We start from the raw sequence: 25373 nt of genomic DNA on the forward strand, positions 1-25373 counted from the left end.
GCAACAAAGTTGCTCCGACCTCTCCCCGCAGGCGGGGCGAGGGAATCTACTTCGAGTTCGCCGCGAGTCCCTTCTCCCCGTCAAAACGGGGAGAAGGTGGCGGCAGCCGGATGAGGGGCTAGTCTATCGGTCCCTCACGCCTCGCGCCGTTTCGGTCATGCGCAGAAATTCCTTGGCCGAGGCGGGAAGAGACGAGCCGCGCCGCCAGACCAGCCCGACCTGGACGACGGGCAGGGCGCCGGACACGTCGCGGCTTTCGATGCGGTCACCTTCCAGCGACCACGGGCGGTACACGAGGTCGGGCAGCAGGGCCACGCCCGCGCCGGTGGCCACGAGGCTGCGGACTGCTTCCACCGAGCGGGTGCGAAAGGCGACATGCGGCTTGGCGCCCAGCGCTGTCATCAGCTTGCCGGTATTCTCCTCGATTTCATCCACGGTCAGCATGATCAGCGGCTCGCGGGCGATATCCTTGACCGAGATGATATCGGCGCTGCCGAGCGGGTGCCCCATCGGCAGCCACAGGCGATAGGGCGAGGTCTCGATGATCTCGGCCTGCAGCGCCATGCGGTCGCGCAGGTTGGAGATGGTCATCACGGCGATGTCGAGCTCGCCGCCGATCAACAGGTGTTCGAGATAGGAGCCATTGTCCTCGATGGCGCTGACATCGACGGCGGGATAAGCGCGGCGGTAGCGGCGCAGCAGGTCCGAAAGCACATAACCGGCAACCAGCGAGGTCACGCCGAGATTGAGCGATCCAGCCATCTCATCCTTCTTGTCGGTGAAGGTGCGTCTTGCATCAGAGACCGAGGCGAGAATGTTTGTGGCGTGCCTGAGAAACTGGTGGCCGTTGTGGGTGATCGTCAGGCCACGCGAGTGCCGCTCGAACAGCGAGACGCCGAGATCGCTCTCAAGCTCCTTGACGGCCTCGGTGATCGAGGATTGCGAGATGCTGAGCGCCTGCGCAGCACCGCTCACCGTGCCCTGTTCGGCAACGGCGATGAAATATTGAAGCTGACGGAGCGTGAAGGCCATGTGCGGAGTGATGGCATGGGAGGGGCGGGATTGGCAAGCGAGGCTGGCCGGCTGAACCGCCGATCCGGCCTCATGTGCTTACCTCTCTCTAAAAGTAGTGGTCCCTGAGCGAACCATCAAACTCGCCGGATTGCATGCAGCAGTTCTTGAAACCGCCTCCATGCACCGCAGGGGCAGGGGTCGTTGCGCCCGAGTTTTTCGATGAGTTCCACCGATCCGCGCACCATTTGGTCGCCAGCCTTTACGCGTGTTTCGGATGGGAAGGACTTGCGTCGCTTGGACGTGACCTCAAAAGCTCACATCGTGGAGGTGCTTGCGCTTGCGTGACATGGTTGCCTCCTGTGGTTGGTTGTTGTCAGCGCTGCTTGATGGTTGAAATTCCCATTGGATGCAAGCGCAGGAATGTCACAGCGGAAAACAAAACGCCGGGCGAGGCCCGGCGATCTGCAAATTCGGTTGTCGATATAGGCTTAGTACACGACGACGCCGCGGATGCTTTCGCCCTTGTGCATCATCTCGAAGCCCTTGTTGATGTCTTCGAGCGGCATCGTGTGGGTGATCATCGGGTCGATCTGGATTTTCCCGTCCATGTACCAGTCGACGATCTTCGGCACATCGGTGCGGCCACGCGCGCCGCCAAAGGCGGTGCCCATCCAGGTGCGGCCGGTGACCAGCTGGAAGGGGCGGGTGGAGATTTCCTGGCCGGCGCCGGCAACGCCGATGATGACCGACTTGCCCCAGCCACGATGCGAGGATTCGAGTGCCTGGCGCATAACCTTGGTGTTGCCGGTGCAATCGAACGTGTAGTCGGCGCCGCCGATCTGGTCGGCTCCCCGCTTGGTCATGTTGACGAGATGAGCGACGATGTCGCCTTCGACTTCCTTCGGATTGACAAAGTGAGTCATTCCAAAGCGTTCACCCCAGGACTTGCGGTCGTTGTTGATGTCGACGCCGATGATCATGTCGGCACCGGCAAGACGCAGGCCCTGAAGAACATTGAGGCCGATGCCACCGAGGCCGAAGACGATGGCGGTGGCGCCGATCTCGACCTTTGCTGTGTTGATGACCGCGCCGATGCCGGTGGTGACGCCGCAGCCGATATAGCAGATCTTGTCGAAAGGCGCGTCTTCGCGCACCTTGGCGACGGCGATTTCGGGCAGCACCGTGAACTGGGCGAAGGTCGAGCAGCCCATGTAATGGTGGATTTTGTCCTTGCCGATCGAGAAGCGGCTCGTGCCATCGGGCATGACGCCCTGGCCCTGGGTGGAGCGAATCGCGGTGCAGAGGTTGGTCTTGCGGCTGAGGCAGGACGGGCAGGAGCGGCATTCCGGCGTGTAGAGCGGAATGACGTGGTCGCCCTTCTTGACGGACGTTACGCCCGGGCCGACATCGACGACGATGCCCGCGCCTTCATGGCCGAGAATGGCCGGAAACAGGCCTTCGGGATCGGCGCCAGACAGGGTGAAATCGTCGGTATGGCAGATGCCGGTGGCCTTGACTTCGATCAGCACTTCGCCGGCGCGGGGGCCTTCGAGCTGCACAGTCATGATCTCAAGCGGTTTGCCGGCCTGTACGGCAACAGCGGCGCGAACATCCATTGGATAATCCTCCAGTTCGTTTCTTGTCGGTTTGTGCGATTGGTTTTTTGATTGAGCGCACAATGGCATGCAGCAGATTGTTCCGACAATAGCCAAATGCGGCATGGCCATTCAAAAACTGGTCCGACTGCGAAGCGACTGCCGCCAGCCTCGATAGAAAACCGCTATCACCAACGGGCCTGCTGCTCTAATGACGATTGTGGAAAAATCGACACATTGAGTCCCATGACCGAAGCTGCCAATCCGCATCCTCATCTCATCAGAGGCCTCGTCATCATGGCTGTCGCGATGACCATCCTGCCCTGCATGGATGCGATTGCCAAATACATGTCGACGTTCCATGCGATGTCGCCGGGGCAGGTGACGTTTTATCGCTTCTTCTTCCAGATGGTGCTGACCGTGCCGTTGCTGTTGACCGTGGCCGGCGCTGGTGCGTTCCGGGCGAAGCGCCCATGGATGAACCTGCTGCGGGGCGTGTTGCATGCGGCTGCAACGCTGTTGTTCTTTACTGCGGTCAAATATATGCCGCTTGCCGATGTGTTTGCGATCTATTTCGTCGAACCCTTCATGCTGACGGCCTTGTCGGCTGTGTTCCTCGGCGAGAAGGTCGGCTGGCGGCGTTGGCTGGCGATCGTCATCGGCTTTGGCGGCGCGATGATCGTCATTCAGCCGAGTTTTGCGCTGTTTGGGCTGACATCGCTGCTGCCGGTGGCTTGCGCGTTTCTGTTTGCGCTCTATCTGTTCCTGAACCGCGCGATCGGTGACGCCGATGCGCCGCTGACGATGCAGACGATTTCGGGCGTCGGGGGTACGCTGTTCATGGGTGTTGCGCTGTTTATCGGCGACCGGATGGGCAATGCGGACTTTGCGATGGCGCTGCCGAACTCCGGCTTCACTTTGGCGCTATTGGTGGTGCTGGGTGCCTTGTCCGGCTATGGTCACCTGCTGGTGGTTCGCGCCTTCCGGCTGGCGCCTGTGTCGATTCTGGCGCCGTTCCAGTATTTCGAGATCATCTCGGCGACCATTCTCGGCTTTCTGCTGTTCGGCGATTTCCCGACCGCCTCGAAATGGCTGGGCGTGGTGATCATCGTTGGATCCGGCCTGTTCATTATCTGGCGCGAGCGCCGGGCGACTGCCGCAGTCCATTAGGATGTGGCGATTTATTTGTGCTTAACCCTTTCTTTTTGCCGAGGTTTAACAGTTCTCGGTCATGCTGCATGCTGGTTTCATGACGAAGCCGGAGCCAGCCGATGTTCGCACGCACCCTCACATATCCGGCATCCGCAATCGCCGGCAAGCATCGGTTGACCGCCGATGACGTCATGTTATTGCGCAGACACATGTTTCCCCAGGGCCTGCAGTTCCTCGATGACGCAGCCCAGTTGATCGCTGTTCACAAGTCCGCCGCTGAGACCACTCGCGAATGGGACACTTGGTTCGTAGAAGCTGTCGCGGCTTTCGTCGTCGCGCGCACCGATCCACGCGGCGCGCTCGACACGTCCAATGCCGGTTTCCTGATCGAGAACTTGTCGAGAGACGGCGTGATCTGCACGCAGGCCGAACTGGAACTGCTGTTGCACGCGATGGAAATGGCCGTCGACGTGCCCGATGTGCTGACTGTGCTGGCGCTCGATCAATTGCGGTTGGCAATGCAGACGGGCAAGGGCGTCTATTCCGACCGCCGCATGGCCAAGCGGGTGGGCATTTCCCAATGCGATATCGATTTCATCTACCGGATCCTGCGCGGCTCCGTGCATAACGGCAAAATGGTGCTCTATAGCAGCGAAATCGCGGTTATCGAGGCGATCGACGCCATCGTCCGCGACGAGATCAATCACCCCGCCTGGTATTACCTGATCAAGTCGGTCGCGGTGCGCGACCAGGATGGCCATGCTTCGGCTGAGCCGTGGTTGAAGATGGTGTCTTCCGACAGCAATGATTACGAAGCGGCCTGACGGGTTCAGGCCGGCCTGAATGATTCAGGCCGTTTTCACTATCGGCACCTCAACTACGAAGCAGGCGCCTTCGCCATCCGGTTCCTCGGCATAGGCGCGGCCTTTGTGCAGGCGGGCAATTTCCGCCACGAGCGCCAAACCCAATCCCCAGCCGCCATCCGATTCGCTGCGGCCTACGGGCCGGAAGAATGGTTCGAAGACGCTAGCCATATCCTCGTGCCGCAAGCCTTTGCCATGGTCGCGGACACGGATTTCGACAAAACCGGCCTGTTCCATAAGCGTCACGTCGATGGGTGGCTTTCCGTGCCGCGCGGCATTCTGCACGAGATTACGCATCATCCTGCGGATGAGCTTCTCATTGCCGCGGACGACAGTGTCGCTGCCTTCGACGTTGGCGCCGGCGCTCGCAGCCTCTTCGGCGGCGAGAGCAAGCAGGTTCACTGGTTGATCCAGGACATAGGGCTGATCGCTGCCGAGGCGGCTCTTCAGCAGGATTTCCTCAACCAGATCATCAAGTTCGGCGAGGTTTCTGACGATTTCGTTCTTGTTGTTCTCACTTTGATTCACCTCATAGAGCTCGGTGGCCATGCGCAGCCGCGCCAAGGGTGAACGCAACTCGTGGCTGGCGTTTGCCAGTAGGCTTTTCTGTGAGTCGACCAGCGCCTGGATGCGGTCTGCCGCAGTGTTGAAGGTGCGTGCGACGGTGGCGATCTCGTCGCGGCCGGCCACTCGGGCTCGCACCGAGAGGTCGCCTCCGCCCCAGCGTTCCATGCCGTCGCGAAGCGCGTCCAGCCTGCGCGTCAGATAGCGGACGACCGGGTAGGCTGCGATGCCGATGACGGCGGCGATGATCAGGAAGACGAAAACCAGATGGCTGCGGCGCGGCCCCATTTCCCGGCGCACAAGCGCGACGATGCGCTCTCCGCCCGGAAGGGTCGCACTCCAGGCCCGGAAACGTGGGCCGACTTCGTCTGGCGAGCTGATGGGATTGCCGGCGCCCTGAACGAAGCGTCCTTGCTGGTCGAAGATGGCGACGTCGGCATCGAGGCCGAGCGAGAGCCTGTTGATCATGTGCTGCCGGTCATCGCGCGTCATGCCGGGGTCGAACATTGCGGCTGCAAAGCGTTCGACGCGATCCTCAAACGGGCCCTTGCTGTCGAAGCGGCCCATCATGGCCAGCAGCGACAAGGTCAGGGCCACCAACGCCAGGCTGACGAGCAGGGTGACATAGATCTGCAGGTACAGGCGGGAGCGGATCATGTCGACTGCGACCCCTCATCCTGATTGCGGGCAAACAGGTAGCCTGCGCCACGCAGGGTGATGATGCGGCGGGGATGGCGTGGATCAGCCTCGATTGCGGCCCGGATGCGGGAAATATGCACATCGATCGAGCGATCGAAGGCTTCCAACTGGTCGCCCTTGGTGAGCTCCATCAACCGGTCGCGGCTCAGCACCCGGCCGGCATTTTCCGCAAGCGTGATCAGCAGGTCGAATTGGTAGCCGGTCAGCGTCGCCTCGGTGCCGTCGAGCGACACGGTGCGCTGGTCTCGGTCGATCTCGAGCGTGCCGAAGCGAAGGACGGAGGTAGGCGGCGCGGTCAATTGCGTGCGCCTGAGGATAGCTTTAAGGCGCGCGGCGAGCTCGCGTGGGCTGAAAGGCTTGGGCAGATAGTCATCTGCACCCAGCTCCAGGCCTACAACGCGATCCGTCTCGTCGCCGCGCGCCGTCAGCATCAGGACGGGGAGCATGGTTGATGCCCTGATGCGACGACAGACCTCAAACCCGTCGAAGTCCGGCAGCATGACATCGAGAATGACTGCATCGGGCGCCTTGCGGGCGATCTCCTGCAATCCTCGGTCACCGCTGGGGGCAGCCCGGACCTGGTAGCCGGCGGATTTGAGATACTCTGCAAGCATGGCCGATAGTCTCGTGTCATCATCGATGATCAGGATGTCAGCCGCCATGCACGCGTTCCTTCGCTAACAGAGATTACGGGCCGTCGTGTCCGGGGCCGAAATCGTCCAGCTCCTCGACCAGCTTCTTGCGCTGTTCGGGTGTCAGGAGTTCTGCAGCATCGCCCACTGCCTTGGCAATGGTTTTCGACTTGGCGTCGATCTCGGCGACATGCTTGGCCCGCAGTGCCTCGATGGCGTTGCGGTCGATGGTCGGCGCTTCGAGAAGCTTGATCACTTCGGCACGCATTTCCTTGCGGTCGCCGTGGTCGGGACGCACGCTTTCCATGGTGGTCTTGAAGAGCGCCTTGATCTTGTCTTTCTGATCGGCGGAGGCGCCGACATCCGTCAAAACCTGGTCGATGCGATATTCCATGAAGCCGCGCATGAACTTGCCGCGCCAGTGGCCGGGACTCATGTCGCCATCCGCAAAGGCGGCGGCGCCTGCACCAATCACCACGACGGCGGCGACAGCGCCGATGATCAGCTTGCGGCCCATACCGGCTTTCTTGACCGGAGCGGGCTTGATCGTGAAGTCGTCTCGGCCGTTCTCGGGGAAGTCGTTTTCGTTATTGCTCATATCCGTATCTTTCCTTTTGGAACGTGTTGGATGAGGGCAAGATAGATGGGCTCTGTTGCCGTGGTTTTTCCCGAATGTGAAGAAACGTAAAGTTTGAACCGACCGCGCTTTTCGATTCAGGAACGCTTCGCAGCCGCTTGATTTGCTTGATTTAATGAGGATCGAGCCAAATCGGAAACCCGCACCTGTTTTTGGTGGACCGGCGGGCGGAATTGTTCTAGCACCATGGCGGCCGGAGAATTCGGCCGGAAAGAGAAATCGCTCATGTAACCATGCCTTGACGAATATCCCGTAGAAGCGGGAGGCGCCACAGGCAAGACATTTCAGGATAGGGGCTTAGCTATGGAAAAAGATAGCGAAGACGACGTCATGGAAGCCCCCGTACTGGATGAGAAAGCAGAGCTTTCCGATATCTACACCGAAGACGGTTCGGTGCGGCACGATTTTCTTGTCATGGTCGCGGCTGCGATCGCCGACCGCGATGTCATCTTCCTGCGCAAAAATGTCGGCCGCCTGCACATTTCCGAACTGGGCGATGTGCTTGAAGCCATCTTGCCCGAACAGCGCATGGCGCTCATCCATCTCTTGGGTGACGATTTCGATCTTGCCGCGCTGACCGAAGTCGATGAGGCGATCCGCCTCGAGATCGTCGAACAGATCCCCAACGACGAGATCGCCGCGGCGATCGGAGATCTGGATTCCGACGACGCCGTCTACATTCTCGAAGATCTCGACAAGGAAGACCAGGAAGAAATTCTTGCCAAGCTGCCGTTTACGGAGCGAGTGCGTCTGCGCCGGGCTCTCGAGTATCCGGAAAGCTCCGCCGGCCGGCGCATGCAGTCGGAATTCGTCGCCGTGCCGCCGTTCTGGACGATCGGTCAGTGCATCGACTACATGCGCGAGGACCAGGACCTTCCCGAGAGCTTTACCCAGATTTTCGTCATCGACCCGACATTCAAGCTGATGGGCGTTGTCGATCTTGACCGGCTGCTGCGCTCGCAGCGCGGCACCAAGGTCGAAGACATTATGCGGGAGACCAACCATCCGGTCCCGGCCGAGATGGACCAGGAAGAGGCCGCCCAGCTCTTCCAGCAATACGACCTTCTGTCCGCCGCCGTGGTTGACGAGAACGGCCGGCTGGTCGGCGTGCTCACCATCGACGATGTCGTCGACGTCATCCATGAAGAGGCGGAAGAAGACATCAAGCGCCTCGCCGGCGTCGGCGACGAAGAGCTGTCGGACAATGTCATGTCCACGGTGCGCTCACGCTTCCTGTGGCTGTTCATCAATCTCGGCACGGCCTTCATGTCCTCGACCGTGATCGGGCTTTTTGGGGCCACGATCCAGGAGATGGTGGCGCTCGCGGTGCTGATGCCGATCGTCGCCTCGATGGGCGGCAATGCCGGCACCCAGACCATGACAGTTACGGTGCGCGCCCTGGCGACACGCGACCTTGATATCTATAACGCCGGGCGGATCATTCGCCGCGAACTGGGGGTCGGCGCGACCAATGGGCTGATGTTCGCCTGTATGGTGGGCCTTGTCGCAGGCTTCATGTATCACGACTATCACCTAGGCATCGTGATCGGCCTGGCGCTGTTCATCAATTTCATGGCCGCAGCGCTCGCCGGCAACTTCGTGCCACTGCTGCTCAACCGATTCGGCGCCGACCCGGCGGTCGCCTCATCGGTCTTTGTGACCATGGTCACCGACATGACTGGGTTTTTCGGCTTCCTTGGCCTGGCTACTTTGTGGTTTGGAGTACTGCATTGAGTGCAAAATTGACTTTGACGTAAAAGTCAATAAAATGCCGACTTCAAATCAATCGGCGGATGGCTGTGACCAAATATTATAGCATTACGGAGCTAACGCGCGAATTCGATATTTCGACGCGTACATTGCGCTTTTACGAGGATGAGGGGCTGATCCATCCTGAGCGTCGTGGCCGCACGCGCATGTATCGTCCGGCAGACCGCCACCTGATCGCGCAGATCTTGCGCGGCCGGCGCATCGGCTTCACCATCGCCGAGATTCGCGAAATCATCCACGTCTATAGCGAACCGCCGGGCGAAGTCGGGCAGTTGAACATCCTGATGAAGCGGGTGGACGAGAAGCGCAACGACCTGCGCCAGAAGCGCAAGGATATCGACGAGACAATCGACGAACTCGACAATATCGAGGAGGCGTGCCTCAACCGCCTGGCGGAAATCGGCGTCAGCACCTAAGCCGCGCTTCTACCTGCCTCGGCATTGTCGCCAGACGCGTGCATTGTATAATCGGCCCTGCAAGACGAATCGCGCCGGTGAGGTGCCGCAGTGAAGGGCTTGATGCCGCCAGATGTTTCAAGCTCTCATCGATGAATACCGATCCGGCAATTTCCAGGCAGTGATCGACCTCTATGAGCGCGAGCCCGATGGCTTGCCGGCGGATTCCGAGACTGGACCCCTGGTCGTCGCGCAGAGCTACTACAAGCAGAAGCAGGCCGACAAGGCAGCACCATTGTTCTTGCGGGCGGCGCTTGCCGGGGACCCGCCGAAAAAGCAGCTGCTTGAACTGGCATTTGCTCTTTCGACGGACACGCTGGCGAAGCTGGAAGCTGCAAAGCATCTGCTCTTGGCCGATCCGCATCACCTGTTGGCCACGCGGTTCCGCCGGCACTATCTTCCATATTATCTTATGTTCGACGAACTCAAGGCGAGCAATCGACAGATGCTTGCCGCCCTCAGGGCCAATGATCCCTTCGCAATCTTATCTGAACTGCCGTTGGATAACGTCAGCTGGTGCCCGGACGAAAAGATCAACGCGGCGATCTTCGATCCGGCTGTCAAGGCATTCACACCGGAGAGCCGTGCGCAACGCCGCAGGCTACCGCCACCGGAAGGCAAGATCCGGGTCGGCTATCTCTCCAACGATTTTTCCACCTATCACGCAACAATGGTGCTGTTCAGAAGTGTCCTGGAACTTCACGATAGCGACAAGCTCGACATTCGGCTTTTCTGCTACACGGCGCCCGACCTTGTGCGCATCGACCAGGGTTTTCGTGCAGCGCAGAAAAACATCATCGAGATCGGCCATCTCGACGACGCGGCGGCCGCAGAGTTGATCCGAAGCCATCAGCTCGATCTGCTGGTGGATTTGAAGGGCCACACGCTCGAAAGCAGGAGCAATCTTGTCAATCTCGGACTGGCCCCGGTCCAGGCCGCGTTTTTGGGTTTCCCCGGCAGCGGTACGGGTATCGACTGTGACTATGTGATCGGTGACCAGGTCGTCACGCCGGATTCCAGCAAGCCGTTTTATCATGAGAAGCTGTGCCGGCTGCCGGAATGCTATCAACCGAATGACAATGTCTATCGACCGCTGCCGCCACCGACGCGGCGTACAGATCTCGATCTGCCTGCCGACAAGATTGTCTTCGCTTCCTTCAATGCCGTTCGCAAGATTGCCCCGCAGGTGTTTGATGCTTGGATGCGCATCCTTAACCAAGTCCCTGAAAGCGTGTTGTGGATGATGTGCAAGGACCCTGCGGCGCAAACCAATCTGCTCGCTCATGCCGGCAAGGCCGGTGTCGGCGCCGAGCGCGTCGTCTTTGCTTCCAGCACTGGTCAGGATGCTCACATTTCGCGGCTGCAGGCGGCGTCTATTGGGCTCGATACCTTTCCTTACAACGGCCACACGACGACGTCGGACAAACTATGGGCCGGTTTGCCAGTTGTTACGGTGAGGGGCACCCACTTCGCGTCGCGTGTCTCCGAGAGCCTGTTGAACGCGGTTGGATTGCCGGAGCTTGTTGCCGAGACTGTGGACGATTACGTCGCTATGGCGGTCAAGCTGGCACGGGAGCCGCAGACGCTTGCAAACGTCCGGCGCAAACTGCTTGAACGACGTTTCCTCGCGCCGCTCTTCGATACGGAGCGCTTCACCCGCCATCTGGAAGCTGCATTCGCGGCGATGGCGATGCGCTGCCGCAACGGCGACGAGCCAGACCATCTGCATATTACCGCGCTAGCACAGAGAGATACGCCGTTCAGGCGCTAAATCCATGCTCGCGTGCGGCGGCAGTAGCGTTCGAAATCGAAGCCGAAGCGTGCCAGGAGATGCTTTTCCTCGCGGCGGATCACGTAGAGGTGGATGACTGCAGCCGTCAGGATCGAGGCAGCGATCGTCCATGCGCAACCCGTCAGCATGCCAAGCGCCAGGATAACCAGCGTGTAGCCGAGATAGACGGGATTGCGGGTCAGGTGGAACGGCCCTGATGTCACCAGATGGCTGGTCGAACGGGTCGACAATATCGATGTGCGGTGTTGCAGCAGCGTCTTCAGCGCCCAGACGATCAGCACTAGGCCGAATGTGAAAAGCAGGCCGCCGCCAAACTGCAGCCAGAAGCGCCCGCCTTGCATGATTTCCAGCGGAAAGACCTTCTGTAGGCCGAATGCGGCCAGCAGGGCGAACACGTACAGCGTCGAGGGCCAGGGATATTTCAAGGGTCTGCTGCGATAGGCATTCATGGGTACGCTTCGGCCTCTGTTCGAGCCCGATTACTCGGACTGCGCTGTACACTGCATTGCGATTCCACTGAGGCGCTCATCATTGTCCACCGAGATTGCGCCGGACTGGAGCGGCTCGAGCAGGTCACCGGCTCGCAGCTGTTCCAGGGTACATGAGCAGAAGCGGCTACAGAATTCAGGACTCTGGTTGGCACTGCAGGTTCGGGCGCAACTCTCGATGTATTGAGGGCCGGGATCCACCTTTGGGGCGGGTACGACCAATGAGAACACATAGAGCATCGCAATCAGTATGGGCTGATGAATCAGATAGAAGACGAGACTGTGACGGCCGAGGAAGGTCAAAGCGGTTTTCACCGGATTTGTCGTACTTATCCCCAGACTATTTTGTCGCAGGGCCAGCCAAGGGCCGGCAAACCGCGAAGCGGCCATGCCGAGCAGAAACGGTCCGAGCCAGGGGAATACCGGCACGTAGTCGAAGGAGATCTTGGTTTGGGTGCTGAGGCCGATCCACCAGAACCACGGATCGTTCAGGGCTTCGAAGCGATAGAACTGCGGCACCGCGATGAGAATCACAGCCACGGCAGCGGTGAGGAGAGCAGGCGCCCTCAAAAATAGAAGCCCGATCAAACTTGCGAGCGCGATCTCATGCAGGATGCCAAAGAAGATGAAACCGCGCGGCATGGCGAAATAAGTTCCCACCGTCACCAGAGCGGCCGCAGCCGCGATCTTGGCGAAGCGGATGCCAAAACTCTTCCAGCGGATGCCGTTGCCGTGCGCCAGTACCAGCGAAAAGCCGGCCAGGAACAGGAACGTTGAGGCAATGGCGCGGGCATAGATCCTTGGAAAGCCGGTGGACGGAAAGTCCGACGCCAGATAATCGAAATCGGCGAGATCCCACATGAAGTGATAGCTTGCCATGGCAAGCAGCGCGGCGCCGCGCAGCACATCCAGCCACTGGAAACGTGCCGGCTTGTGAGTAGTTGATATCTGCTGTTGGACCGCGTCAGCCGAAGTCATTGGGCGGCCTCGCCGCTGGAAAGGCGAAGCTTCACTCTTCCAGGCCCTGCAGCAGCGCCTTGCGTGCCTCGGAGAAGAATTGCCGGCGGATGAGAATGGCGAAGATGAACAGTGACATCACTGCAAAGACATAGGCGTTGACGAACCATCCGAGGTAACCGATCGACAGAAACAGCGCCCTCAGGCCCGCATTGAAATTCTTGGCGGCGATGACATTCATGGCGATGACCCGTTCGGCCGCCAGATTTGCCGCATGCGGGTCTTTAAGCGCGTCGGCCTGCATCGGCAAGCCTCCGAACATGATCGAGCAGTAATTGAAAAGCCGGTAAGACCAGCCGAACTTGAAGAAGGAATAGGCGAAGATCGCTGAGAGCCCGCCGACCTTGAGTTCGAACGCCGTGCGGCTGCCGTGGAAGATGTTGGGCAGGTCATTGAACAGCGCTTGCGCCTGTTCCGTCGCTCCGAGCAGGGCAAACGACGAACCGAGGGCCAGAAGCGAGGTCGAGCCGAAGAAGGCGGTGCCGTTCTGCAGGCCCGCCATGATCGATGTATCGATCATCTTCAGGTCGCGATGCAGCGAGTTCTTTATCCAGGCAGCACGGTGCATGGTCATGGCACGGGTGACGCTGACGCGCTTGAACCTGCGTTCACCACTGGTCACCCAGTTGAAGGCAGCCCAGAGTGCTATGAAGAAGGCGAGGGCGATATAGTCATTCGTTGTCATGACGGCAATCTTGCATGGATTCGCTGATCTTGTGAACGGCCCTGTCCATGAAGCAACAGGATGTCGCCTGTGTGTCAGCACTTGGCGGAAGTTCATGGCGCGGCCATATGTAAATTAGACTACGGTACAAAAAGCAGGCAATGCGCCACAGGCGACTCAAAGGCGGTCAACGATGTTTCTATCCGTGTTCGACGTTTTCAAGATCGGCATTGGCCCGTCGAGTTCCCATACCATGGGACCGATGACGGCGGCCAATCGCTTTCTTGACCTCATCCTGTCGCCGGATTGGCCGCGTCCGACCGGTGCCAAGGTCGCCTCGATCAAGGTCAGCATGCATGGCTCGCTGGCGCATACTGGCATTGGGCATGGCTCCGATCGTGCGGTCATTCTGGGCCTGACAGGGGCGACGGCCGAGACGATCGATCCCGATGCCATGGATGCCGCCGTCGCGGAGGTCGAGCGCACAGGCAGGATCTCACCGCCCGGCCATCCCGATTACGTCTTCCGCCCCAAGGAGGACCTGCTGCTCGACAAGAAGACGCCGCTGCCCGGTCACGCCAACGGCATGCTGTTTCAGGCGTTCGATGGCTCTGGTCGCTTGCTGCTCAAGCAAGTCTACTATTCCATCGGCGGCGGCTTCGTGGTCACGGATCTTGAGCTCGAGAAGATGCGGGCGAGCAAGAAGCAGGAAGCCGTCAAGGTCCCTTATCCCTTCGCCAGCGCCAAGCAGATGCTGGAAATGGCAGCGCGCTCCGGGCTGACGATCGCCCAGATGAAGCGGGCCAACGAAGAATCGACGATGAGCCGTGAGGATCTCGACGCCAGGCTCGACAAGATCTGGGATGCGATGCGCAGCTGTATCGATCGCGGGCTCGCCGTCGACGGCATCATGCCGGGCGGACTGAAGGTTCGCCGGCGTGCGCGGCAGATTCACGACAAGCTGCAGGAAGAGTGGCGCTCCAACAAATCCAATCCGCTGCTCGCCAATGATTGGTTGTCGGTCTATGCCATGGCGGTCAATGAAGAGAACGCTGGCGGTGGCCGGATTGTGACCGCCCCGACCAATGGTGCCGCTGGTGTCATTCCCGCGACCATCCGCTATTACCAGCATTTCCATGAGGATTGGGACCAGAACGGCATCCGCGATTACTTGCTGACGGCTGCCGCTGTCGGCGGTATCGTCAAGCACAACGCCTCGATCTCCGGCGCCGAAGTCGGCTGTCAGGGGGAGGTGGGGTCTGCGGCGGCCATGGCTGCGGCCGGCCTCGCGGCCGTCATGGGCGGTACGCCGGAGCAGATCGAAAATGCCGCCGAGATTGCGCTGGAGCACCATCTCGGCATGACTTGCGACCCGGTTGCTGGTCTCGTTCAAGTACCCTGCATCGAACGCAATGCGCTGGGCGCGGTCAAGGCCGTTACCGCCGCTTCGCTGGCGCTCAAGGGCGACGGCCAACATTTCGTTCCGCTCGACGCCTGCATCGAGACGATGCGACAGACCGGCAATGACATGAACGAGAAATACAAGGAAACCTCGATGGGCGGTCTCGCCGTCAACGTCGTGGAGTGTTGATAGTGCGATTTGCCGATTGACCCCAATCGGCATTTGGCGGAAATACCGGATATGGCCCTCAATCTGATCAAGCTCTGCGTCGGTGCCGACTCTATCGATGACCTCAAGGAATGGGTCACCGAGCGGTCGTTGTTGGCGATCGCTGCGGGGCAGGAGCCTCACTCCAGCCATGTCACCCGCATGGTGCCCAAGCGCATGACAGACCTGCTCGAAGGCGGCTCGCTCTACTGGGTGATCAAGGGGCAGGTGGCCGCGCGCCAGAAACTGCTCGATATCGTTGAATTTACAGATACGGATGGAATTGGCCGCTGCCGGCTGATGCTTGGCCCCGAGGTCATTGAAACTATGCCGCAGCCGAAGCGACCGTTCCAGGGCTGGCGCTATTATGATCCCAAGGATGTGCCGCGCGATCTCTACGAGGCGGGGCAAAGCGAGCAAGACATGCCCGCCGAACTCAAGCGCGAACTGGCTGAGCTTGGTCTTCTCTAAACAAAATTGAAGTCGCTGCTGTCGAGACCGAACTTCCAGACGGATATGCGACAATCGGCCACCCCGTCAGCGTCGGCGTCGATAATCGCGTCGGTCGTAAACTGATTTACATACAGCACGCATTCGGCCTGGGTTCCCGAAAATTCGTAGGAGTTGATGAACACCATCGGGCCGAACCCCTCCAAGCGGATGACGTCGCCTTCTGCCCGGCTGTAATCATAGATCGCATGCGCGCCAGCCGTTGCCAGGGTGAAAATGAATGTATCGGCGCCGCCGCCGCCCGTGAAGTTTTGTCCATATATGGAGCTTGACCGGAGTATGTCATCGCCCAATCCTCCGTCCGCCGACGAATAGGCTCCGCCCGGCGTGAGATCATCGTTGAACCTCGAGCCGTAAACGTTCTCGACATAACTATAGTGTTCGGCGTTGCCGAAGCCGTCGTTTGTCACCACGCCAGTCTGCAAATTGATGATGACGCCTTCTTCGGCAAGGTTGCCGCGGAAATCAACCGTGTCATTCAGCAGGCCCGTTGCGCCGACAATCGTGTCGACGCCATCCAAGCCGCTGTACGACTTGCTAATGGGACCACAAACGATCGTGTCGTTAAAATTCGTGCCGATAACACGTTCGACTTCCTTGAAATAATCGGTATTGCCAAATCCGTCGGTTGTTGCGGACCATTCCGTATTATCGTCGAAGGTGAGCGAGATGCCCGAATTGCCGCCGGCCTGAACATCATAGCGAAAATCAAGCGTGTCGATGCCGTCGCCGCCAATAAATCTATCCGCACCGCCGCCACCAATCAGGGTGTCGTCACCGCTGCCGCCTGTCAGCGTATCGTTTCCATCCTTGCCGTCCAGCGAAATGCCGAGCGCATCGCCGGTCATGACATCGGCAAACGCCGTGCCGATAACATGTTCGACGTCCTTGAAATAGTCCGTATTGCCGAATCCATCGGTGGCCATGGACCAACCGGCATTCTCACCGACAGTGATAACAGTGAAATCGAGGACGATCCCGGACGTTGCGCCGTGCAATGCGTCCTTGCTGTAATCCAGCGTATCGCTGCCGCTGCCGCCAAGCAGCCTGTCGTCGCCGGCGCCGCCAATCAGCGTGTCATTGCCATTACCGCCTGTCAGCGTGTCAATACCGCTACCACTCGTCAGCGTATCGTTTCCACCCATGCCGTCGAGCGATCTGCCAACGTCATCGCCGGTGATGATATCGGCGAACTTCGTACCGATGGCATTTTCGATACTTTTGAAGTAGTCGACATTGCCAAATCCATCGGTGGCCGAAGACCATCCGGCATTCTCACCAACGGTAATGATCGCAAAGTCCAGGACGATCCCTGCTGTTGCGCCGTGCAATGCATCCTTGCTGTAATCCAGCGTGTCGCTTCCGCTGCCGCCAACCAGCCTGTCGTTGCCGCCTCCACCTGCCAGTATGTCGTTGCCGTCGCCGCCGATAAGTGTGTCGGTGCCATTGTCACCATTCAAGACGTCGCGACCATCGCCGCCGTTTAAAACGTCGCGGCCATCACCGCCATCAAGGTCGTCATTGCCGATGCCACCAACAAGCGTGTCATCGCCAATGCTGCCTTTCAAAACGTCGTTGCCATCTCCGCCGTCGAGTTTGTCATTGCCGGCTCTACCGAGAAGGGTGTCGTTGCCGTCGCCGCCGACGAGTTTGTCACTGCCGTCCCCGCCATCGAGTTTATCGTCCCCACCTCGACCGTAGATCTGGTCATTGCCAGCCAAACCAAAGACATTATCCGCAATCGTGATGCCGTGGTAAGTGTCGTCATTCGCGGTAAGGAATTTCTTTTTGGCCATGAGAAACTCCCGGAGCAGGATTGAAGTGCTGCCTGTTGGCGTCGAGCGATAGTCTAATTGGGGAATGCGTAGAGGATTATTAAAACAGTTTCTCGAAAGTAGTCGTGCAATACATGCAGCGCCTGCAAGTTCACGAGATTGACTTGGAGGAAATCTGTTTCCACGTTCACTTTCTGACTATACCGACGATGTCGAGATTGGCAATGGGCAGATTGGCGGAACTTGTCAGTGTTGTATACGCCGACCCGAGTGCATCGATCCGGGTAGGGCGGGCTCCAAAACGCACAATCGCAGGGTGCAGGAGCGGATGGCCGACCGTCTCGAAAGCAGATCGCTCCGCTGGTGACCAAGAGGCAGGCGGCGGCGCGCCACAAGCTGCTTTGAATCCTGAGGTCATTGAAACGATGCCGTGGCCCCAGCGACCGCTTCAGGGCTGGCGCTATTACGAGGCGAAAGATGCGCCTCGCGATCTCTACGAGGCCGGGCAGAGCGAGCAGGACACGCCGGCCGATCTCAAGCGCGAACTGGCTGAACTCGGGTTGCTTTAAGATTTCAGCGCAGCCGCAGCCGTATCGGGTGGCGGCCTTTCGGAGTTTTCACATGCAGATGAAGAACGGCTGCGGGCTGGCCGGCGCGCCAGGCGCGGGCGCCGTGGCCGAGCAGCATGGCGACCAGATCCTTGGTCTTGTGCTGCGAGCGATCGAGACCCATGCCGGCGAGCTTCATGGCAGCTTCGTGCAGGGGCAGCAGGCCCATGCCACGCGCGCCCTGCTTCTTGGCAGGGAGAACCGGAAAGTCCGGGTGATTTCCTTTTCGAGCCATAAGAGGTGCCTCGTACGCAATACAAATCGAGGGTTCACTTGGACCACCTGAGCCGCGACTGTTGCGCCCGGTTTTCCATTCACTAGCTCCAGCCAAAATACGCTAAGCCGGAAAAATGCCGCCCGGCTTGCGCGGGGCGGCACCAGATTTCTTACTGCAGGCTTGCCCAGCAGCTGACGCCCTTCTTCTTCAGCACCTTGCAGGCGCGGACAGCGGCGTCCTGGTCGGCAAAGCCGCCGAAGCGAGCGCGGAAGAGTTGCTCATTGCCCTTGGAGAAGGCAACGGTGAATGGGGTGGCGGAACGCAATACCTTTCCGCCCTTATCCTGCGCTTTCTGCAGGAGATTCATCGCCTGTTCCTTGCCCGGTGCGGCGCCGACCTGGATCACCCAGCCCTTGGACGCAGTTTCGGTGGAGGCGGTGGTGACGTTGTCCACTTTTTCGACCTTGCTGACCGAGCGAGTGGTTTCCTCGGTCTCAGCGACTGCCGGAATGTCTTCCGAAGGCGCAGCTTCGAGGGAGGCAACCTTGGTAGCCTTGGAGATCTTGATCGTCTTGGTGCGGATCACCGGAACCGTATTGGTGGTTTGGGCATCGGCAACCTCTTCGTCCGCATCGTAGCGCGCTTCCGGAACCGGGCCCTTGTGCGGCAGGTCGAGATCGTTGGAGACCGAGGCAACTTCCATGGCTGCGTCGGATGCCTTGACCGGTTCGGCATAGGCAGTCTCGAAAACCTGCTTCTTCGGCTTTGCGGCAGCCACAACAGCATCCGCGTCACCGCCACGGCGGCTTGCCTGCGGCAGATAGGCTTCGATCAGGCGGCGCATCTTGGCATCGCGCTGCGAGCCGGAAGTGCCGCCGAGGACAACGCCGACGACGGAGCGGCCATTGACCTGCGCCGAGGTGACCAGATTGAAGCCGGCAGCGCGGGTATAACCGGTCTTGATGCCGTCAACGCCCTGAACCTTACCGAGAAGGCGATTGTGGTTGCCGATGACCTGGCGGCCGTATTTGAAGCTGCGTGTGGAGAAGTAGCCGTAATATTCGGGAAAATGCTTGCGAAGCGCGATGCCGAGACGGGCCTGGTCGCGCGCGGTGGTGACCTGGCGCGGATCGGGAAGGCCGTTGGCGTTGTAGTAGACGGTGCGGGTCATGCCGAGTGCACGCGCCTTCGAGGTCATCATCTTGCCGAAGCGCGGCTCCGTGCCGCCGAGGAATTCGGCGAATGCGGTCGCGCAGTCGTTGGCGGAGCGTGTCACCAGCGCCAGGATACCCTGCTCGACGGTAAATGTCTGGCCGGCGCGGACGCCGAGTTTCGACGGCGCCTGAGCAGCGGCATGTCTTGACACAGGCACACGGCTGTTGAGCGAAATGCGGCCGGACTCCAGCGCATCGAACACCATATAGAGCGTCATCATCTTGGTGAGGGAGGCCGGGTAGCGCAGGCCATCGGGATCTTCCGAGGCCATGACCTCGCCCGTGCGGACATCGATCACGATGCTTGCCGGCCTGGCGCCAGCATAGGCGGGGCTGGCAACGAGCACGCTTAACGATATGGCGGCTACTAGTGAAAACAAAGCCTTGGCGACTGGAACGCACATGCCCTTGATCGAGGGCAACGAGAACTTGGACTGTGACACTATGCTACTCTTCGTTTTTTCGTTGCGCAGTCCGGACGAGGATCCGGAGAACTTGAGAGAGAAATGTAGCGGGGGAGCGTTACCAATCGGTTTATGATGAATGAATTGTTTCAGCGTTGATGAGGATTTGTGGAAAAATAAATCAGTTGTTCGGGGCGGTGTGAATGAGGTCCGGCCGCATGCCGGGACAGGGATCACGTGCCGGATTGAAGGTGCTTGTTGGCAAATGCGAGGATGCTGGAATCGATGGTCTCCCATTGAGGCAGCAACTCGGCCGAAAATCGATAAAGCAGCGTCAGGTCGCGCCCGACGTGGACATCGCGCTGGCAATCCGCTGACGTCGCCGCGGCGGAATCCTTGGGCAGGATGCAGCGGACGACGTAGTCAGCGCCTGCTTTTGTCCTGCCGGTCAGCAGGACTTCCGACCCGAAGCCAGATTTCTCGTCGAGGTGATGCAGGGAAAGGCCGGCGGGGCCTTGCTCCGGCTGCCTCTTGAACAGCTTCTTGTAGATCGGCTCGAGCCGCCCCGACATGTCGCGAGACATAACGCTTTGGGTGAGTTCGATAAAAATCAGGTCGCGAGCACCACTCGGATCGGAGAACCGGCCAGCACTTGCTTCGGTATAACCGTCCATTTCCGGCCAGGACAGGTAGGCATTGACCACCCGGGCTGCGCCGTCGTGGCGCTGGTTCTCGAAACGGATCATGTTGGCGGGCAGGGACAGCAGGTCCTGGCCAATAGAGATACGGAATACATCTTTTGAAAGAGTGTGCCCGTCCATCGCCAGGCGATCACCATACATCTTGCCGGCAATCGTCAGGCCGGCTGTCAGCAGTGCCAGGACGCCGATGAAAGCTGTGGCTTTCAGGAGAAAGGCGTTGGAGAACAACGAAGTTACCGTATCATCTTCGTGCTCATTCGCCATCGCTGCCGTCCGTCTGACTGTCAAATATGTATCAAAGCCTGATTTGCCTGTGCCAAACTGGAGCGAGTGGGGGTGGCACGCTTCTTGCTGAAAAAGCGTCAGTAATGCGTACATATTGTGAGGCTGGCCTATTATGACATTTGGTGATGTTTTCGTATGCCTGGTCGCAGGTCTTGCTGTGCCATTGGCGATCCTCGACGCTGCCCGCACTATCCTGGATGGTTCTCTGCCGCTTCAGATCAACGGTCTGCAGTTCGAGCGCCGCGCTCTGCCGTGGGTTCTGGCGCTGCTTGCTGGCCCCGCACTGCTGGTCGATCGCGTCGCGGAAGGTTGGCGGGAAGGGGCGATGTCGCGAGGCGATATTGCCCATGGCGTGGTTATCACGTTGGGCTGGGCCGGTATCTACGGCTTCGTGATGCTTTCAATCGCCAAAAAATCTGTTTGGGATTTAAATCAAAAAAATGCCGGTCCCGGGGACAACGGAACCGGCATTGGGGTCAGGTCTAGGACGGGGATTGGGGACGTGACCTGGCCCAAAATCATCAATTTACAGGCGGACTCAAAGGTGACTGGTGCCTTGTGTCCAAGTTGACTACTGCAAGCTACCAACCGCGGGCGAATGATCGTCTTCGATCTTGACCCACTGTCCTGAATTCTTAGTCGATTGACGTTTCAGATATGTGTATTCAGTGTCGGACCACAGCAGGACCTTGTTGCGCATATTGTCGAGCACGAAGTCGCCGTGATCGGTGCGCACGGTCAGGATGGCATGGCCATCGCCATTCGGTTGCAGCACCACTGTGATCAACAGGTTGCTTGGCGAAAAGCCCTTGCCGATTAGCATCTTTCGCTTGAGGAGAGCGTAATCTTCGCAGTCGCCGACTGTGGTCGGATAGGCCCATTTCTCCTCGACGCCATAAATCTGTTCGTCGGTCTCTGGCTCGATCGCGCTGTTGACCTTGTAGTTGACCTGCAGCATCGACTTCCAGCGCGCCTGGGTCAGTTCCATCGGGCCGCCGTCGGATCCGTTCGAGCCGCACTGGTCGGCAAATTGCTGGCAGAATTCGTAATGCCCTATTGGCGGATTGGTCCGTCCGAGGGTGAGCATATTGGCCGAGAAAGCCTGGGCTGCGTCTGCTGCGGCCCCGAACATCAAGGCTGCGATTATTGCCTTCACGGCAGTCTTTGCATGCATGTGTTGTCTCCCCGTTCTGGGAAGACAATGGCACAGGTGTTTTTACCTCAAGCGAAAAACACCAGTAAAAACAAGTATTGAATTAATGCGTATAAGTATTAAATTGAAATAAAATCGTATTTGTATTTTAAGTTATTTTGACTTGTATTTTCATCGAGTTTTCCGTTGTTTTGAGCGAAATTCGTCGAAAATTTTATGAGAATCCTGACTGCTTTGTCTTAAGTCATTGAAAATGTATGTCTATTGAAGAGCGCGCAAGCCGCGGATCGTCCGCGATCGCTGGCAAGTGTCCGGTCTTCTAGTTTGAAGTCTACACTCGCTTACCTCTGTCGAAAGTCTGCGACGATCGCGGTAACCTGGAATAGGCCCCAAAATCGATGCAAAGGGCGCCCAGAAAATGTTCAATAAAAATTTCGAGCCGATGGCAAAATGTTGGCTGCAACGCGCCAGAAGTTCGGCGAATGTGGCAGAGGTGTTCGATTTTGGTCCAGTATTGAGGCAGGAAGCGTCGATCTGCCCATCATAAAACAGTGCTCACCGCGCCGGTTTACCGTCCGCAATTGGGAAAACTTGAAAGGCATTGCCCCGCCACCGCGCCGACCCAGTTGAGCCGAAACAAAAAAGCCGGCGGAAACCGCCGGCGCTCATTGATCACATGCGATTGATTGGCTCAGCCGAACTCTTCCAGGTTTTCACGGCTCAGCATATTCGAGAATTCGACCGCGACGCCTTCCTGGAAGTGGCGGACGACACGGCCGCGCATGTTGCCAAGCCTGACCGGCGTACCGAGCGCTGGCCGCACGTCGATTTCGATCGCCGCGCCTGACACCGAAAGGTCGATAATCTTGCAGGGATAGTTGCGGCCATCGTCCAGGCCGATCTCGGAGCGGGTGGCGCGTGGCGCAACGCGCTCGTGGCGGCGATCCTCGGGCAGGCCGAGCGCCGTCTTGTTGGCAAGCCAGGTGAGCTGTGCCGCGAGCTTTTCGCGCTTGCGCTCAGTTGCCTGAAGCGTCACGACGAAGCCATGATCCACCAGCTTGAAGACGTTGCCTTCCAGCCGGCCGATGTGATCGATATAGGCGATAATGCGTTCGCCGACTCTTGGAAACGCCGTGCACTGGAAGCGAATGTCACTCGGCGACATATCGATGGCCTTGCAGTCGAATTCCGAGAGATCGGCGAGCATCAGGCGACCTTGCAGATTGACCGCCACGCGCTGGAAAGCGCGCGTGTCCACAGGTGTGTTAGCAGCCATGGTTTGTGCGGTCTGAAATGCTTGCATGTTTGTCGGTCCAGAGATTCACTGCACAGCAATCTATCTCAAACGACGTTAAGAAAACGTTTTTGGCTTTTCGCTGTGGGTGCGCTTTCGCCGACCGAATTTTCTGTTTCATTTCAGATGTCGAGATTGTCGGCAAACACCGCCCGTTCCTGAATGAAACGGAATCGCGCTTCGGGCTTGGTGCCCATCAAGCTGTCGACCGCATCACGCGTGCCTTCGAAATCCACTTCATCGATCTCGACTCGCAGCAGGGTGCGGCTTGCCGGGTCCATTGTCGTTTCCTTCAATTGGCCAGCTGACATTTCGCCGAGACCTTTGAAACGGCCGATTTCGATCTTGCCGCGGCCCTTGAATTCGGTTTCGACGAGCTCGGCACGATGGGCGTCATCGCGAGCGTAGAGCGTCTTGGCCCCTTGCGTGATGCGATAGAGCGGCGGCACGGCCAGGAAGAGGTGGCCCTTGCGCACGAGGTCGGTCATCTCCTGATAGAAGAAGGTGATCAGCAGCGAGGCGATATGGGCACCGTCGACGTCGGCATCGGTCATGACGATGATCCGCTCGTAGCGCAGGTCCTCTTCGCGATACTTGGTGCGCGAGCCGCAGCCGAGCGCCTGGATCAGATCGGCGATCTGCTGGTTGGCGCCAAGCTTTTCGCGGCCGGAACTTGCGACATTGAGGATCTTGCCCCTGAGCGGCAGGATGGCCTGATTGGAGCGGTTGCGCGCCTGCTTGGCGGAGCCACCGGCCGAGTCACCTTCGACAATGAAGAGCTCGGCGCCTTCGGCCGAATTCTGCGAGCAGTCGGCGAGCTTGCCCGGCAGGCGCAGCTTGCGCACTGCCGACTTGCGGTTGACTTCCTTCTCCTTGCGCCGGCGCATGCGCTCTTCGGAGCGCTCGATCACCCATTCCAGCAGTTTGTCGGCTTCCGATGGATTGTCGGCGAGATAGTGGTCAAAGGGGTCGCGGATGACATTTTCGACGATGCGCTGGGCTTCGACCGTTGCAAGGCGATCCTTGGTCTGGCCAACGAATTCCGGCTCACGGATAAAGACCGAGAGCATACCGGCCGCTGAAATCATCACGTCATCGGTGGTGATGCCGGCGGCGCGCTTGTTGTTGGTCAGTTCGGCATAGGCCTTCAGGCCCTTGGTGAGCGCGATGCGGAAGCCCGCTTCATGGGTGCCCCCTTCGGTGGTCGGGATCGTGTTGCAATAGGAATGCAGCATCATGTCGCCGCCATACCAGGTGACGGCCCATTCGACCGAGCCATGGCCACCGGGTCGCTCCGTCTTGCCGGCGAAGATGTCGCGGGTGACGGTGAATTCCTTGCCAATCTGTGCAGCAAGATAGTCTTTCAGCCCTCCGGGGAAGTGGAAGACGGCCTTCTCCGGCACGTCCGTGCCTTCGACCAGCAATGCATCGCAGCTCCAGCGGATCTCGACGCCGCCGAAAAGATACGCCTTGGAGCGCGACATGCGGAAGATCCGACCCGGATCAAATTTTGCGTGCGCTCCGAAAATCTGCGCATCTGGATGGAAGCGCACCCGCGTGCCGCGTCGATTGTGGACTTCGCCAAGTTCTTCGAGCCCGCCCTGCGGAATGCCGCGCGAAAAGCGCTGGCGATAGAGCCGCTTGTTACGGGCGACCTCGACCTCGACGAAATCCGAGAGCGCGTTGACGACCGAGATGCCGACGCCGTGCAGACCGCCCGAGGTCTCATAGGCCTTGCCATCGAACTTGCCGCCGGCATGCAGCTTGGTCATGATGACTTCGAGCGTCGATTTCCCTGGTACCTGCGGATGGTTTTCGACCGGAATACCGCGTCCATTGTCGGTGACAGTCAGGAAGCCTTCGGCATCGAGATTGATGTCGATGAAATTGGCGTGGCCAGCGACAGCTTCGTCCATCGAGTTGTCGATGACTTCAGCAAACAGATGATGCAGCGCCTTCTCATCGGTGCCGCCGATATACATGCCTGGCCGCATGCGTACCGGCTCGAGCCCTTCGAGCACGCGGATCGCCGACGCGCCGTAGTCATCGCCTGCCGATTCCTTCAGCGCTTGCGGGTGCCCCGGCGCAGGCGCGGCCACTGCGGCAGCCGCCGGCTCCACGGAAGCAGGGCTTGCAGGAGCCACAGCAGTCTCCGGCTTCTTGGGTTCCTCGGGCATTCCGGAGAAGAGATCGAATGCGTGGCTCATATTTGCCTTTTCCAAGCGTTGTCGGTTCCGCGAATCACCGGATTCTGCCAGAAA

The 25373-nt window shown here is 59.2% G+C and carries 24 protein-coding genes; 9 read left to right on the forward strand and 15 right to left on the reverse strand.

Annotated elements, in window-relative coordinates; all coding sequences use genetic code 11:
* Positions 1–123: 123 nt before the first annotated feature.
* Both ACXHRN_RS09905 and ACXHRN_RS09910 read right to left on the reverse strand, forming a co-directional pair.
* Entirely contained in the window at positions 124–1032 is a 909-nt protein-coding gene (locus ACXHRN_RS09905) for a LysR family transcriptional regulator (RefSeq protein ID WP_488641148.1), read from the reverse strand.
* A gap of 470 nt (positions 1033–1502) precedes the next feature.
* On the reverse strand, positions 1503–2630 hold the full coding sequence (locus tag ACXHRN_RS09910; RefSeq protein WP_488641149.1) for an S-(hydroxymethyl)glutathione dehydrogenase/class III alcohol dehydrogenase: 1128 nt from the start codon (positions 2628–2630) through the stop codon (positions 1503–1505).
* A gap of 225 nt (positions 2631–2855) precedes the next feature.
* Between ACXHRN_RS09910 and ACXHRN_RS09915 the strand changes: the two genes are divergently transcribed.
* Together ACXHRN_RS09915 and ACXHRN_RS09920 are read left to right on the forward strand one after the other, a co-directional pair.
* The gene (locus ACXHRN_RS09915; RefSeq protein ID WP_488641873.1) at positions 2856–3779 is read left to right on the forward strand and encodes a DMT family transporter; all 924 of its coding nucleotides are present in this window, start codon (positions 2856–2858) and stop codon (positions 3777–3779) included.
* A gap of 101 nt (positions 3780–3880) precedes the next feature.
* Positions 3881–4585: a hypothetical protein gene (locus tag ACXHRN_RS09920; protein ID WP_488641150.1), complete on the forward strand. Its 705-nt coding sequence runs from the start codon at positions 3881–3883 to the stop codon at positions 4583–4585.
* 24 nt (positions 4586–4609) lie between these two features.
* Here the strand turns inward: ACXHRN_RS09920 and ACXHRN_RS09925 are convergent, their stop codons facing one another.
* Genes ACXHRN_RS09925 through ACXHRN_RS09935 form a run of 3 tightly spaced genes read right to left on the reverse strand, consistent with a single transcriptional unit; the run spans position 4610 to position 7117 of the window.
* The gene (locus ACXHRN_RS09925) at positions 4610–5845 is read right to left on the reverse strand and encodes a sensor histidine kinase (RefSeq protein ID WP_488641151.1); all 1236 of its coding nucleotides are present in this window, start codon (positions 5843–5845) and stop codon (positions 4610–4612) included.
* A complete protein-coding gene (locus ACXHRN_RS09930; RefSeq protein WP_488641152.1) occupies positions 5842–6549 on the reverse strand; it encodes a response regulator in 708 nt (235 codons plus the stop codon). The genes ACXHRN_RS09925 and ACXHRN_RS09930 overlap by 4 nt, the downstream gene beginning before the upstream one ends.
* A gap of 25 nt (positions 6550–6574) precedes the next feature.
* Complete coding sequence (locus ACXHRN_RS09935) at positions 6575–7117, reverse strand: Spy/CpxP family protein refolding chaperone (RefSeq protein WP_488641153.1); 543 nt, start codon at positions 7115–7117, stop codon at positions 6575–6577.
* Positions 7118–7486: 369 nt separating this feature from the next.
* Here ACXHRN_RS09935 and mgtE point away from each other — a divergent pair, with 369 nt between their 5' ends.
* The 3 genes from mgtE (at position 7487) to ACXHRN_RS09950 (ending at position 11152) form a co-directional block, all read left to right on the forward strand.
* Complete coding sequence (mgtE, locus tag ACXHRN_RS09940; RefSeq protein WP_488641874.1) at positions 7487–8890, forward strand: magnesium transporter; 1404 nt, start codon at positions 7487–7489, stop codon at positions 8888–8890.
* 59 nt (positions 8891–8949) lie between these two features.
* Complete coding sequence (locus ACXHRN_RS09945) at positions 8950–9342, forward strand: MerR family transcriptional regulator (protein WP_488641154.1); 393 nt, start codon at positions 8950–8952, stop codon at positions 9340–9342.
* Positions 9343–9454: 112 nt separating this feature from the next.
* Positions 9455–11152, forward strand: coding sequence for an O-linked N-acetylglucosamine transferase, SPINDLY family protein (locus ACXHRN_RS09950; RefSeq protein WP_488641155.1), 1698 nt, complete (start codon positions 9455–9457; stop codon positions 11150–11152).
* Here ACXHRN_RS09950 and ACXHRN_RS09955 read toward each other — a convergent pair.
* The 3 genes from ACXHRN_RS09955 to ACXHRN_RS09965 are packed head-to-tail and all read right to left on the reverse strand — an operon-like array spanning position 11149 to position 13363.
* Positions 11149–11622 carry a methyltransferase family protein gene (locus ACXHRN_RS09955; RefSeq protein ID WP_488641156.1) on the reverse strand — a complete coding sequence of 158 codons (474 nt, stop codon included), beginning with the start codon at positions 11620–11622 and terminating at the stop codon, positions 11149–11151. The two genes, ACXHRN_RS09950 and ACXHRN_RS09955, sit on opposite strands and share 4 nt — an antisense overlap.
* A 30-nt stretch (positions 11623–11652) precedes the next feature.
* Complete coding sequence (locus ACXHRN_RS09960; RefSeq protein ID WP_488641157.1) at positions 11653–12639, reverse strand: heparan-alpha-glucosaminide N-acetyltransferase; 987 nt, start codon at positions 12637–12639, stop codon at positions 11653–11655.
* A 31-nt stretch (positions 12640–12670) separates the two neighbouring features.
* Complete coding sequence (locus ACXHRN_RS09965; protein ID WP_488641158.1) at positions 12671–13363, reverse strand: DUF599 domain-containing protein; 693 nt, start codon at positions 13361–13363, stop codon at positions 12671–12673.
* A 172-nt stretch (positions 13364–13535) separates the two neighbouring features.
* Between ACXHRN_RS09965 and ACXHRN_RS09970 the strand changes: the two genes are divergently transcribed.
* Both ACXHRN_RS09970 and ACXHRN_RS09975 read left to right on the forward strand, forming a co-directional pair.
* The gene (locus tag ACXHRN_RS09970) at positions 13536–14933 is read left to right on the forward strand and encodes an L-serine ammonia-lyase (protein ID WP_488641159.1); all 1398 of its coding nucleotides are present in this window, start codon (positions 13536–13538) and stop codon (positions 14931–14933) included.
* 51 nt (positions 14934–14984) lie between these two features.
* Positions 14985–15422, forward strand: a complete 438-nt coding sequence (locus ACXHRN_RS09975; RefSeq protein ID WP_488641160.1) for a DUF1489 family protein — start codon at positions 14985–14987, stop codon at positions 15420–15422.
* Here the strand turns inward: ACXHRN_RS09975 and ACXHRN_RS09980 are convergent.
* Positions 15419–17257: a calcium-binding protein gene (locus tag ACXHRN_RS09980; protein WP_488641161.1), complete on the reverse strand. Its 1839-nt coding sequence runs from the start codon at positions 17255–17257 to the stop codon at positions 15419–15421. The two genes, ACXHRN_RS09975 and ACXHRN_RS09980, sit on opposite strands and share 4 nt — an antisense overlap.
* 203 nt (positions 17258–17460) lie before the next feature.
* Here ACXHRN_RS09980 and ACXHRN_RS09985 point away from each other — a divergent pair, with 203 nt between their 5' ends.
* Positions 17461–17805 carry a DUF1489 family protein gene (locus tag ACXHRN_RS09985; RefSeq protein ID WP_488641875.1) on the forward strand — a complete coding sequence of 115 codons (345 nt, stop codon included), beginning with the start codon at positions 17461–17463 and terminating at the stop codon, positions 17803–17805.
* A 4-nt stretch (positions 17806–17809) separates the two neighbouring features.
* On the opposite strand, the gene ACXHRN_RS09990 is transcribed toward ACXHRN_RS09985, so the two are convergent.
* From ACXHRN_RS09990 to ACXHRN_RS10000, 3 genes are all read right to left on the reverse strand, one after another.
* Positions 17810–18079, reverse strand: coding sequence for a hypothetical protein (locus tag ACXHRN_RS09990; protein WP_488641162.1), 270 nt, complete (start codon positions 18077–18079; stop codon positions 17810–17812).
* 151 nt (positions 18080–18230) lie between these two features.
* Positions 18231–19679, reverse strand: a complete 1449-nt coding sequence (locus ACXHRN_RS09995; protein WP_488641876.1) for an SPOR domain-containing protein — start codon at positions 19677–19679, stop codon at positions 18231–18233.
* Positions 19680–19912: 233 nt separating this feature from the next.
* A complete protein-coding gene (locus ACXHRN_RS10000) occupies positions 19913–20644 on the reverse strand; it encodes a hypothetical protein (protein ID WP_488641163.1) in 732 nt (243 codons plus the stop codon).
* A gap of 133 nt (positions 20645–20777) precedes the next feature.
* Between ACXHRN_RS10000 and ACXHRN_RS10005 the strand changes: the two genes are divergently transcribed.
* Positions 20778–21236 carry a DUF6949 family protein gene (locus ACXHRN_RS10005; RefSeq protein ID WP_488641164.1) on the forward strand — a complete coding sequence of 153 codons (459 nt, stop codon included), beginning with the start codon at positions 20778–20780 and terminating at the stop codon, positions 21234–21236.
* Here ACXHRN_RS10005 and ACXHRN_RS10010 read toward each other — a convergent pair whose 3' ends face one another.
* From ACXHRN_RS10010 to parE, 3 genes are all read right to left on the reverse strand, one after another.
* A complete protein-coding gene (locus tag ACXHRN_RS10010) occupies positions 21237–21839 on the reverse strand; it encodes a transglutaminase-like cysteine peptidase (protein WP_488641165.1) in 603 nt (200 codons plus the stop codon).
* 670 nt (positions 21840–22509) lie between these two features.
* A complete protein-coding gene (locus ACXHRN_RS10015; RefSeq protein WP_488641166.1) occupies positions 22510–23121 on the reverse strand; it encodes a PilZ domain-containing protein in 612 nt (203 codons plus the stop codon).
* Between the two features lie 113 nt (positions 23122–23234).
* A complete protein-coding gene (parE, locus tag ACXHRN_RS10020; RefSeq protein ID WP_488641167.1) occupies positions 23235–25319 on the reverse strand; it encodes a DNA topoisomerase IV subunit B in 2085 nt (694 codons plus the stop codon).
* Between the last annotated feature and the right edge of the window lie 54 nt (positions 25320–25373).

The sequence above is a fragment of the Shinella sp. OV683 genome (genome assembly GCF_057787725.1).

What these genes read in the sequence shown, in the direction of transcription:
- ACXHRN_RS09905 (WP_488641148.1), bottom strand. Translation starts at nt 1,032, where the DNA reads ATGGCCTTCACGCTCCGTCAGCTTCAATATTTCATCGCCGTTGCCGAA.
- ACXHRN_RS09910 (WP_488641149.1), bottom strand. Translation starts at nt 2,630, where the DNA reads ATGGATGTTCGCGCCGCTGTTGCCGTACAGGCCGGCAAACCGCTTGAG.
- ACXHRN_RS09915 (WP_488641873.1), top strand. Translation starts at nt 2,856, where the DNA reads ATGACCGAAGCTGCCAATCCGCATCCTCATCTCATCAGAGGCCTCGTC.
- ACXHRN_RS09920 (WP_488641150.1), top strand. Translation starts at nt 3,881, where the DNA reads ATGTTCGCACGCACCCTCACATATCCGGCATCCGCAATCGCCGGCAAG.
- ACXHRN_RS09925 (WP_488641151.1), bottom strand. Translation starts at nt 5,845, where the DNA reads ATGATCCGCTCCCGCCTGTACCTGCAGATCTATGTCACCCTGCTCGTC.
- ACXHRN_RS09930 (WP_488641152.1), bottom strand. Translation starts at nt 6,549, where the DNA reads ATGGCGGCTGACATCCTGATCATCGATGATGACACGAGACTATCGGCC.
- ACXHRN_RS09935 (WP_488641153.1), bottom strand. Translation starts at nt 7,117, where the DNA reads ATGAGCAATAACGAAAACGACTTCCCCGAGAACGGCCGAGACGACTTC.
- mgtE (WP_488641874.1), top strand. Translation starts at nt 7,487, where the DNA reads ATGGAAGCCCCCGTACTGGATGAGAAAGCAGAGCTTTCCGATATCTAC.
- ACXHRN_RS09945 (WP_488641154.1), top strand. Translation starts at nt 8,950, where the DNA reads ATGGCTGTGACCAAATATTATAGCATTACGGAGCTAACGCGCGAATTC.
- ACXHRN_RS09950 (WP_488641155.1), top strand. Translation starts at nt 9,455, where the DNA reads ATGTTTCAAGCTCTCATCGATGAATACCGATCCGGCAATTTCCAGGCA.
- ACXHRN_RS09955 (WP_488641156.1), bottom strand. Translation starts at nt 11,622, where the DNA reads ATGAATGCCTATCGCAGCAGACCCTTGAAATATCCCTGGCCCTCGACG.
- ACXHRN_RS09960 (WP_488641157.1), bottom strand. Translation starts at nt 12,639, where the DNA reads ATGACTTCGGCTGACGCGGTCCAACAGCAGATATCAACTACTCACAAG.
- ACXHRN_RS09965 (WP_488641158.1), bottom strand. Translation starts at nt 13,363, where the DNA reads ATGACAACGAATGACTATATCGCCCTCGCCTTCTTCATAGCACTCTGG.
- ACXHRN_RS09970 (WP_488641159.1), top strand. Translation starts at nt 13,536, where the DNA reads ATGTTTCTATCCGTGTTCGACGTTTTCAAGATCGGCATTGGCCCGTCG.
- ACXHRN_RS09975 (WP_488641160.1), top strand. Translation starts at nt 14,985, where the DNA reads ATGGCCCTCAATCTGATCAAGCTCTGCGTCGGTGCCGACTCTATCGAT.
- ACXHRN_RS09980 (WP_488641161.1), bottom strand. Translation starts at nt 17,257, where the DNA reads ATGGCCAAAAAGAAATTCCTTACCGCGAATGACGACACTTACCACGGC.
- ACXHRN_RS09985 (WP_488641875.1), top strand. Translation starts at nt 17,461, where the DNA reads ATGGGCAGATTGGCGGAACTTGTCAGTGTTGTATACGCCGACCCGAGT.
- ACXHRN_RS09990 (WP_488641162.1), bottom strand. Translation starts at nt 18,079, where the DNA reads ATGGCTCGAAAAGGAAATCACCCGGACTTTCCGGTTCTCCCTGCCAAG.
- ACXHRN_RS09995 (WP_488641876.1), bottom strand. Translation starts at nt 19,679, where the DNA reads ATGTGCGTTCCAGTCGCCAAGGCTTTGTTTTCACTAGTAGCCGCCATA.
- ACXHRN_RS10000 (WP_488641163.1), bottom strand. Translation starts at nt 20,644, where the DNA reads ATGGCGAATGAGCACGAAGATGATACGGTAACTTCGTTGTTCTCCAAC.
- ACXHRN_RS10005 (WP_488641164.1), top strand. Translation starts at nt 20,778, where the DNA reads ATGACATTTGGTGATGTTTTCGTATGCCTGGTCGCAGGTCTTGCTGTG.
- ACXHRN_RS10010 (WP_488641165.1), bottom strand. Translation starts at nt 21,839, where the DNA reads ATGCATGCAAAGACTGCCGTGAAGGCAATAATCGCAGCCTTGATGTTC.
- ACXHRN_RS10015 (WP_488641166.1), bottom strand. Translation starts at nt 23,121, where the DNA reads ATGCAAGCATTTCAGACCGCACAAACCATGGCTGCTAACACACCTGTG.
- parE (WP_488641167.1), bottom strand. Translation starts at nt 25,319, where the DNA reads ATGAGCCACGCATTCGATCTCTTCTCCGGAATGCCCGAGGAACCCAAG.